The 7,647-nt window shown below is 34.3% G+C and carries 7 protein-coding genes and 3 pseudogenes; 3 read left to right on the forward strand and 7 right to left on the reverse strand.

All coding sequences use genetic code 11. The features are described 5' to 3' along the window. Positions 1-73, forward strand: a pseudogene (locus MN581_RS09850) (IS6 family transposase); the annotation flags it as partial. Between the two features lie 87 nt (positions 74-160). On the opposite strand, the gene MN581_RS09855 reads toward MN581_RS09850, so the two are convergent. Together MN581_RS09855 and MN581_RS09860 are read right to left on the reverse strand one after the other, a co-directional pair. Continuing rightward, positions 161-385: a helix-turn-helix transcriptional regulator gene (locus MN581_RS09855; protein ID WP_000205227.1), complete on the reverse strand. Its 225-nt coding sequence runs from the start codon at positions 383-385 to the stop codon at positions 161-163. Between the two features lie 142 nt (positions 386-527). Then, positions 528-614: pseudogene (locus MN581_RS09860) on the reverse strand (site-specific recombinase); the annotation flags it as partial. 208 nt (positions 615-822) lie between these two features. On the opposite strand from MN581_RS09860, the pseudogene MN581_RS09865 reads away from it, so the two are divergent. Continuing rightward, positions 823-2,105, forward strand: a pseudogene (locus MN581_RS09865) (ISL3 family transposase). Positions 2,106-2,413: 308 nt separating this feature from the next. Here MN581_RS09865 and lnu(B) read toward each other — a convergent pair. From lnu(B) to MN581_RS09880, 3 genes are all read right to left on the reverse strand, one after another. Next, positions 2,414-3,217 (reverse strand): lincosamide nucleotidyltransferase Lnu(B), encoded by an 804-nt coding sequence (gene lnu(B) / locus MN581_RS09870; RefSeq protein WP_002294514.1) that lies wholly within the window; start codon positions 3,215-3,217, stop codon positions 2,414-2,416. 53 nt (positions 3,218-3,270) lie between these two features. Beyond that, positions 3,271-4,755 carry an ABC-F type ribosomal protection protein Lsa(E) gene (gene lsa(E), locus MN581_RS09875; RefSeq protein WP_002294513.1) on the reverse strand — a complete coding sequence of 495 codons (1,485 nt, stop codon included), beginning with the start codon at positions 4,753-4,755 and terminating at the stop codon, positions 3,271-3,273. A 442-nt stretch (positions 4,756-5,197) separates the two neighbouring features. Further along, positions 5,198-5,776, reverse strand: coding sequence for a recombinase zinc beta ribbon domain-containing protein (locus tag MN581_RS09880; protein ID WP_088186203.1), 579 nt, complete (start codon positions 5,774-5,776; stop codon positions 5,198-5,200). A 61-nt stretch (positions 5,777-5,837) separates the two neighbouring features. On the opposite strand from MN581_RS09880, the gene MN581_RS09885 reads away from it, so the two are divergent. Next, a complete protein-coding gene (locus tag MN581_RS09885) occupies positions 5,838-6,296 on the forward strand; it encodes a hypothetical protein (protein WP_002325145.1) in 459 nt (152 codons plus the stop codon). Positions 6,297-6,346: 50 nt separating this feature from the next. Here MN581_RS09885 and MN581_RS09890 read toward each other — a convergent pair whose 3' ends face one another. Both MN581_RS09890 and ant(9) read right to left on the reverse strand, forming a co-directional pair. Beyond that, complete coding sequence (locus MN581_RS09890) at positions 6,347-6,598, reverse strand: hypothetical protein (RefSeq protein ID WP_002294510.1); 252 nt, start codon at positions 6,596-6,598, stop codon at positions 6,347-6,349. Between the two features lie 217 nt (positions 6,599-6,815). Beyond that, positions 6,816-7,568, reverse strand: a complete 753-nt coding sequence (ant(9), locus tag MN581_RS09895; RefSeq protein WP_347247407.1) for an aminoglycoside nucleotidyltransferase ANT(9) — start codon at positions 7,566-7,568, stop codon at positions 6,816-6,818. Positions 7,569-7,647 lie beyond the last annotated feature (79 nt).

The following is a 7,647-nucleotide window of genomic DNA, read 5'->3' on the forward strand; positions in this document are numbered from 1 at the left end:
CCGAAAAGAAGGCACTCTCTTCGGGTTTTCGGTCTGTACTGAAATCAAGGTATTATTGGGAATCCCAGCTTAAATCATAGATACCGTAAGGGATTTTATTCTTTATTTAAAACTTTGCAACAGAACCGAATAACATTACCTACCATATAAACATCCTCCTTTATTCGTTAGATATTTTTATTTCTTCTCCATCTGGTAAAATAAATGCCTGCACAAACTTGACACCTAGCACATCAGCAATGGCCTTCAACTCATCCAAGGTTACTGTTTCTCGTTGTAATTTTTTATTGAAATTCTGTGGAGTCTGGCCAATACGTCTAGCAAGTTCGGAAACACTTATATTCATTTGCTCACACAGTTCTTTAATCATTTCTGCCGTAGTCATACAGCACCTCCAAGTTTACGCTAAGAATATTATAAACCATTTGGTTGATAAATACAATAGTTATTAAAATATTATTATAATCAGCAAGCAAAAGAAAACCCACAACTCTACCGCAGAGTCATGGGCTATTTATTTCTGGTTTTCATATTTCCATTTCAATGCCAGATTTAAAGCAAATTACAAAGTGGTCTTCATAGACTGTAACGCTCTGGATTATCTTCCTTACAAGCTTATCATCATATTCTAAGGTGCGGAATTTGTTTTTGCGGATAAATTCAGGCTCTATAATTTATAGGACTGATGAATCATTTTTTGATTCATCAGCCCTATTTTAGTTTATTTAAGCAGAAAAACATGTCGTCTATCTAGTAAAATTAAAGTACCAACCAAAATCTTAAATAGAAAGGACGACATGTCATGACTAATCATATCAAAAAATGTTGCGAATTAAAGATGAAGATTTAAATTTAACTTGTGTTGAAGAAGGAAAATACAAAGGTGTGAACACATTAATTATCACTGGTACCTACTCACCTAAGCTTACGGCCTGTAAGTATTGTCAGTCTCATGCGAACGATGCAGATGAAAAGAAAACCATTGTAAAAAATGGGAAAAAAGAAGTGACAATTCGTTTGGAATCATATCAAAATATTCCAACTATTTTAAAGCTAAAAAAACAACGATATTTTTGTAAAAACTGCCATCAACATTGGACAACTCAATGTTCTATCGTTGAAGAAAATTGTTTTATTAGTCGATTCATGACATTTAGAATACTAGAATTATTAACTCAAAAAATATCAATGACCGTTATCGCTAAGATATGTCATGTATCACTCACAACCGTTATAAGGGTCCTTAAATCTGTTGAAAAACATTTACCTGAAACGCTTAAACCACGCTCTTTTCCAAAAGTTCTAATGGTTGATGAATTCAGATCTCATGCCACCTATGAAGATAAAATGAGTTTTATTTGTGCCAATGGTGAAACCGGTGAACTGGTTGATGTTCTTCCTAGTCGTAGACTTGATAAACTAATGAATTACTTCAATCGTTCTCCCAAGGAGAAACGAGAACAGGTAAAATTTCTAGTGACAGATATGAATGCGGCTTATTTTCAGTTAACTAAAAAAATCTTTCCTTGTGCAGCTTTAGTCATTGATAGGTTTCATATCGTTAAACACTTAAACCAAGCTTTTAATGACTTTAGAGTCAGGGAAATGAAAGCATTAATAAAGAATCACCAGCGTTCTGAAGCCAATAAGCTAAAAGTAAATTGGAAATACCTATTAAAGAATCAAATGACTGTTTCTAGTTCAGAATATAAAAATTGGAGAAGCTTTCCTTCACCTAAGTTTCCCCCTCTAACAGAATCAATGATGATTGATCGTCTTTTATCATTTTCTACAGACTTAAAAGAAGCCTATGGCGTGTTTCAATTATTAACCTATCACTTTAGAAATAAAGATCCAGACTCATTTTTTGATTTATTAAAGAACTTACCGACTACCTTAGATCCACTATTTAAACAGAAGATTGAAAATCTGATTAATTATGAAGAAGGGATTCGTAATGCTTAACGTATAAGTATTCTAACGGAAAAATAGAAGCTAAAAATACTCATATTAAGATATTAAAAAGAGTATCTTATGGCTTCAAATCTTTTAGTAATATGAAGATAAGAATTTTTATGATAAACGACCTTGTCACAATTGAATAACTAAAAAAAGATGATGAATTTGAGAAAATTCTCAAATTCATCATCTTCAATATTTGTCTCATCAGTCCGATTTGACAAAGAGCCCGTTTTTTTATGTTTTCCTTACTTACTTAAAACAGTCACACATTCAATATGGATTGAGAGGACAGAATGAATGTCATTTGTGTATGTCCGTTCTCGGAAACATATCCACGACACTTTTTGCACTATCGGTAGACGGGAACATATCCATAGGCTTCGCTGTTTTTTGAAAAACTGAGGTATGCTGTTAATTTTCAGTACCCAATACTGTGAATAACGTTACTCTCCTATTCACTAATGTAATTCAACAATCTTTCTAAAATGTCATGTGTAACTTTTAAGTTGTATTGTTCAATAAGGTGACTTTGCAAATCCATAACTAATAGCAAAGAATTTTTATAGGCTTCAAATAATTCTACCTTATCTAATCGAGCAGTGGTCTTTGCAAATTTTTTATAATTTTCAAGGCTAATTTCTTTTTCAAGGTTTTTACTCATGTTTAGCCAATTATCAGCATTTTTTTCTGCCATACGTATAAGTTGTAGTGTATTTTTTTGAAGTTGTGATAAGAGTTCTAATGAACGAGCATATTCTCCTCTTTTTAGAACGTTGATTCCCATCAACCATAGATTAGAGAAATTACACAACAAAAAATTAGCATTTTCTTCAGTAAGTCTATTTGGTCTTGCACCACTTATCTCTGATAAATAATTTTCTAATTGCCCTGTTTCATCGTAAATAAGCATAGCCTTCGTATCAGGAATATAACCTGAATCTTTAAACGAGGGGATTATGTTCATATCTTTTTCAGAAAGGAAATGAAATTCCCCACGTATAAGATTATCAAAAATAACTACCTCTGTTCCGTACTCATTTTTATAAAGCATCAAGTACGGAGCTACGTCAAACAACCAGTTGGATGAATCAAAGTTCGAGGTTATACTATCTTTCAAAAATATATAGAACTCTATATCAGAGTATTGGTCACCTTCTCCTTTGGTAAACGATCCATACATCATACAAGCTGTAATTCGTTCATCTGACTCAGTAAGATTCTTAACGTTTGCAATTAATTCTTTTTGTTTTAACATTTCTTCACCCTTTCATGTAAATATCTTTTAGTTATTGTGGCAACTCAAAATCTCTACAAACCTAAATTAATATTTTTCGTACAAATGTTATTGCAAAAAGCATCATCATGCTCCACAAACAATAGTGTAGGACAATATTCCAAAATCATTTTTTCAATTTGGATACGTGAAAAAATATCAATATAGTTCAATGGCTCATCCCATATATACAAATGTGCACTTTCACAAAGGCTTTTAGCAATTAGTACTTTCTTTTTCTGACCAGCACTAAAATCCACCATGTTCTTATCAAACTGCTCTCTATTAAAATCCAGTTTACGAAGAATCGTTTTAAATAGAGTTTCATCGATCTTATTATTATAGGCAAATTCAGATAGATTACCTTTTAAATATGAAGTATCTTGCGAAATATAAGAAATTTTTAGTCCACTTGCTAGCATAAAATTTCCGGTAAATTTAATATCATCTCCATTAATCAATTTTAGGATACTAGACTTACCACTCCCATTTTTTCCGATAATGGCAACTCTATCACCAATATTGACTCTGAAATTAAGATTACTGCATACTTCTTTATCTCCATAAGACAATGATAAATCATTCGCTTCTATTAAGCACTCTTTGTGAAATTCAAGTGGTGAAATTTTTAAGTCATCATATTGTTCAATGTTGTGGAGCAGTTCTGATTTTTGTAAAACGGCTTCCTGATGTCTTGACTCAATATTTTTGGCACGTTTCATCGCTTTTGCAGCCTTATGTCCAACATAACCCTTATCCAGTTTTGAACCAGAATTTGTTGTTCCATATTTACTTTTTTCTACTTTATTTGACCAGTTTGAACTACGTTTTGCTGCATAAGACAACCTTCCTATTTCTTTAAGGAGTTTCTTGTTTTCTGCCAGTTCAAAATTATCTTGTAACGTTTTGTTCTCCCACCAAGAAGTAAAATTTCCCTTTTGGATTTCGATATTCGTTTTATTGATAGATAGTATATGGTCAACACATTGATCAAGTAAGCTTCTATCATGAGATACCAAAATAAACCCCTTCTTGCGTTTCAAATAGTTTTGCACTACATTACGTGCATCGATGTCAAGATGGTTTGTAGGTTCATCAATAAGCAGGAAACAACTCGCTGTAAGGAATAAAGCTGCAAGAAGGACCTTTGTTTGCTCACCATTTGACAATGTATTAAACGGACGATATAAAGCATCTTCTTGAACATCAAGCAATGATATTTCACGAAAAATCTCCCAATCCATACATTCCGTACAAATACTCTTCATTACTTCAATTGTATATAGACTCTTATCTTCCACATCATAAGGAAAATACTCAAACTTAACTGTAGAACTTATATTGCCGGAATACGCATATTTGCCAAGCAGTAAATTTAAGAAAGTAGTTTTACCGCGTCCGTTTCTTCCAATAAAACCGAGTTTCCAATCTGTATCTATCTGAAAACTTACATTTTCAAAAATATTGTCATAACTTCCTTCATATGAAAAAGTTAGATTTGAAACATTTATTAAGGACATATATTTCTTCCTCCTTTACATTATAAAAATTTTATAAGCAAAGTCGGTTTTCGGCATTAATTACTCTATAATGTTATCCAACTCTGCAAGGATTTTGTCATGAATGACATAGTATCATTGTCTATCACGTTTATCTTCCTTTCTTTTACAAATATTAAAAGCCGCAAGAAAGTAAATTCTTACGGCTCAAAAACAAATACTATTATTACCTTTTGTTATACATAACATAAGGTTACTGTAATGTATTATTGAGTGTAGAATACTTAACTTTCTTGCAATTTGCATAACAAAACAAACGGTTCTATAGCCGTTTCTTTAAATATCTTATTATGCATCATATAATTAGCAAGAAAAGTTATACATTCTTCCACCTCCAAGTCGTTTTATTATATCATATTATCTTTAAAAATCCAATATAATTCTTCTGTTCTCTTTCTAAAGATTACCCTTCTACATCAATCTCGACTCCTGATTTGAATTCAACGGCGAACTTATCATGAAATACCGTAACTTTTTCTATAAGCCTCCTTACTAACTGCTCATCATATTCCTCTAACTCACAGGATTGTTCATTAAAGAAATCAGTCATTTCAGCGATTCGTTGCCTTTTTCCTTCACGCTCTGCATTTTCAACAAGTGCATTTTGCTTCAATTCTCGAAGGTGGTAGATTTCATCAGCCACATCTTCATAGTCATTCTTGGATTTTGCTTGGATAAGAAGCTGTTGTTGTAATTCTTCCAATTTGCTATCAATATCATTGGTGGCATTATCATTTTCTTCATTAAGTATAGTAGCTATGTTTTTCTGCAACGCCTGGAGGAAGGGTTCTTTGTTAGCCAAAAGTTCGTTAATAGCCTTAACCACTGCTGTCTGCAATGTTTCCTCGTTTATGGTAGGGGCAGTACATTCAGATCCTTTTTCCTCCAAACGGCTGACGCATCTCCAAACAATAGACTTGTAACCTCGGTTATTCCAGTGTACCCGGCGGTAAATATCACCGCACTGGCGAGCAAACTGCAACTATGCAGGCACTTAATCTTAAAAGAACTACTTTCTATAAACTGGTGAAGGAAGTGATTGTATGATGACGATGTGTCCACGATGTTTAGAGCTATACAGTGAAATTTGGTCGAAGCCTTGTTGTAAATGCGCCGATAAGACCATTCCTGTTGATATTGAACTCATCAATGTCGTTCAGATGCTGCTCACTAGAGGCTTCGATGTATCTTATGCCACTTGTTACCCAGATAAAGAACAAGGTGAGATCGAAGCTATGGAAATTGAGATTCACTTTAGGGAATTGTATCCGCAGGCTCTCTTTGATGGTCTCCCACCTGACTGGATTGTAATTGACGAATACCCAGTTCTTGGCGGTAAGGTTCTTGATGAACCTGTTGATATCCTTACATGTGCAATCGAATATCGATTTGAAGAGAGCATCCATATTCAAAAGGATATCGCTATAAGCAATCTGGAAACATGGCTCGAAGAGAAAGACCCGCAATCTTGTAGGGCTATCCTTACATTGGCCGGCTTCTGAAAAAGTAAGACCCTCTCAACAGTAATGATCTGCTGAAAGGGTACTTTACTTTAATCTATGACCTTGAAGTGCCTTAATGCGTCTTTAATAGCTTCTACTTTATATTCTGGTGCTGGTTTATATGGGCGTTTTAGTTCTTCAACTGCGTTTGGTGCGTCGTACATCGGCAGGCCTAAGTTTCTTTTGACCTCTGCAATGTTTGCAGTGTGAACTTTGAAGCCGTACTTTTCTTCGATATACTCCTGAATAAGCCTGTAGGTGATACGATCTGGCTGGATTTTTCGGTCGTCTGCGTACTCCATTTTTACACTGATAAAATCGTCTGCACTTTTGTGGGACAATAAAACACACGTCTCAACGTGGCTCGAGTTGATGGCATTGATGTCTTAAGCTGATTTTTAACCCTTTCGTTCGCGGGAACGTATCAACGGTATTTTGATTATTTTTTAAGAAACTGATATATGGGGGAACATATCGAAGCAATCAATAATGCACATTAACAACTAGTCTTTGTTATATTTAAACTATTCGAAAAGGTAATTGGATATTAAGGGAAGACTCTATAGACTTTTTCATATGATTAACGAGTTCAGCCACCTCAGATTCCATTCCTTCCCACTTGTCAACACACTCTCCTAAATAAGCCTCTCTCGCTTTGTTGAGTAAAGTAGCATGCTCATCGGGTAATTGAGGTATCGCCCATTCAGCTGCCAGATCTTTTGAGCGAATTTCACCAGTAGATGCTGTCAGCCACATTCTGGCTAAAGTTAAAATCACATTGCGTTCGTCACCGTTAATGCTAGCTATCAACCCGGGCAACGATTCTTTAATTGCTTTTCGAATATCTGTCATTGGCACAGGCTCAATTACTTCTGTTGCCTTTGGTCCCAAAAGGTTAATACTATTTTTTCTTAGTTGTGCTAAAAGTATTGCTAAATCCGGATCATAAGTCGACTCAGGAATTTCTCCCTTTTCAAACTGCTCTCTTAGCCACTCGCCATACATAAATTCATATTTGGGGGGGAAATGCCAAGGGACAATATCCTTTTGATTTATGACCGTAACTTCAAGAGGCCTCATATCTTTTATGTTTCCTATTTTCCCAGATATAAGCATTAACCTATTTGTAAGATTCCTTCGAGTTTTTTCAGATAAACTTTGATTTGTTATTACCAAAATATCTACATCGCTATTCATACGTAAACCACCCATTACTGCCGAACCGGTTCTGTTGCAAAGTTTTAAATCTACTATCAAATAAGGTAGAATAATAGAAAAAGATAGCAGGAGGAATGACGATGAATCATTTTAAAGGAAAGCAATTTCAGCAGGATGTGATTATTGTAGCCGT

It is taken from the genome of Vagococcus sp. CY53-2 (assembly GCF_022604695.1).
Lineage (GTDB): Bacteria > Bacillota > Bacilli > Lactobacillales > Vagococcaceae > Vagococcus.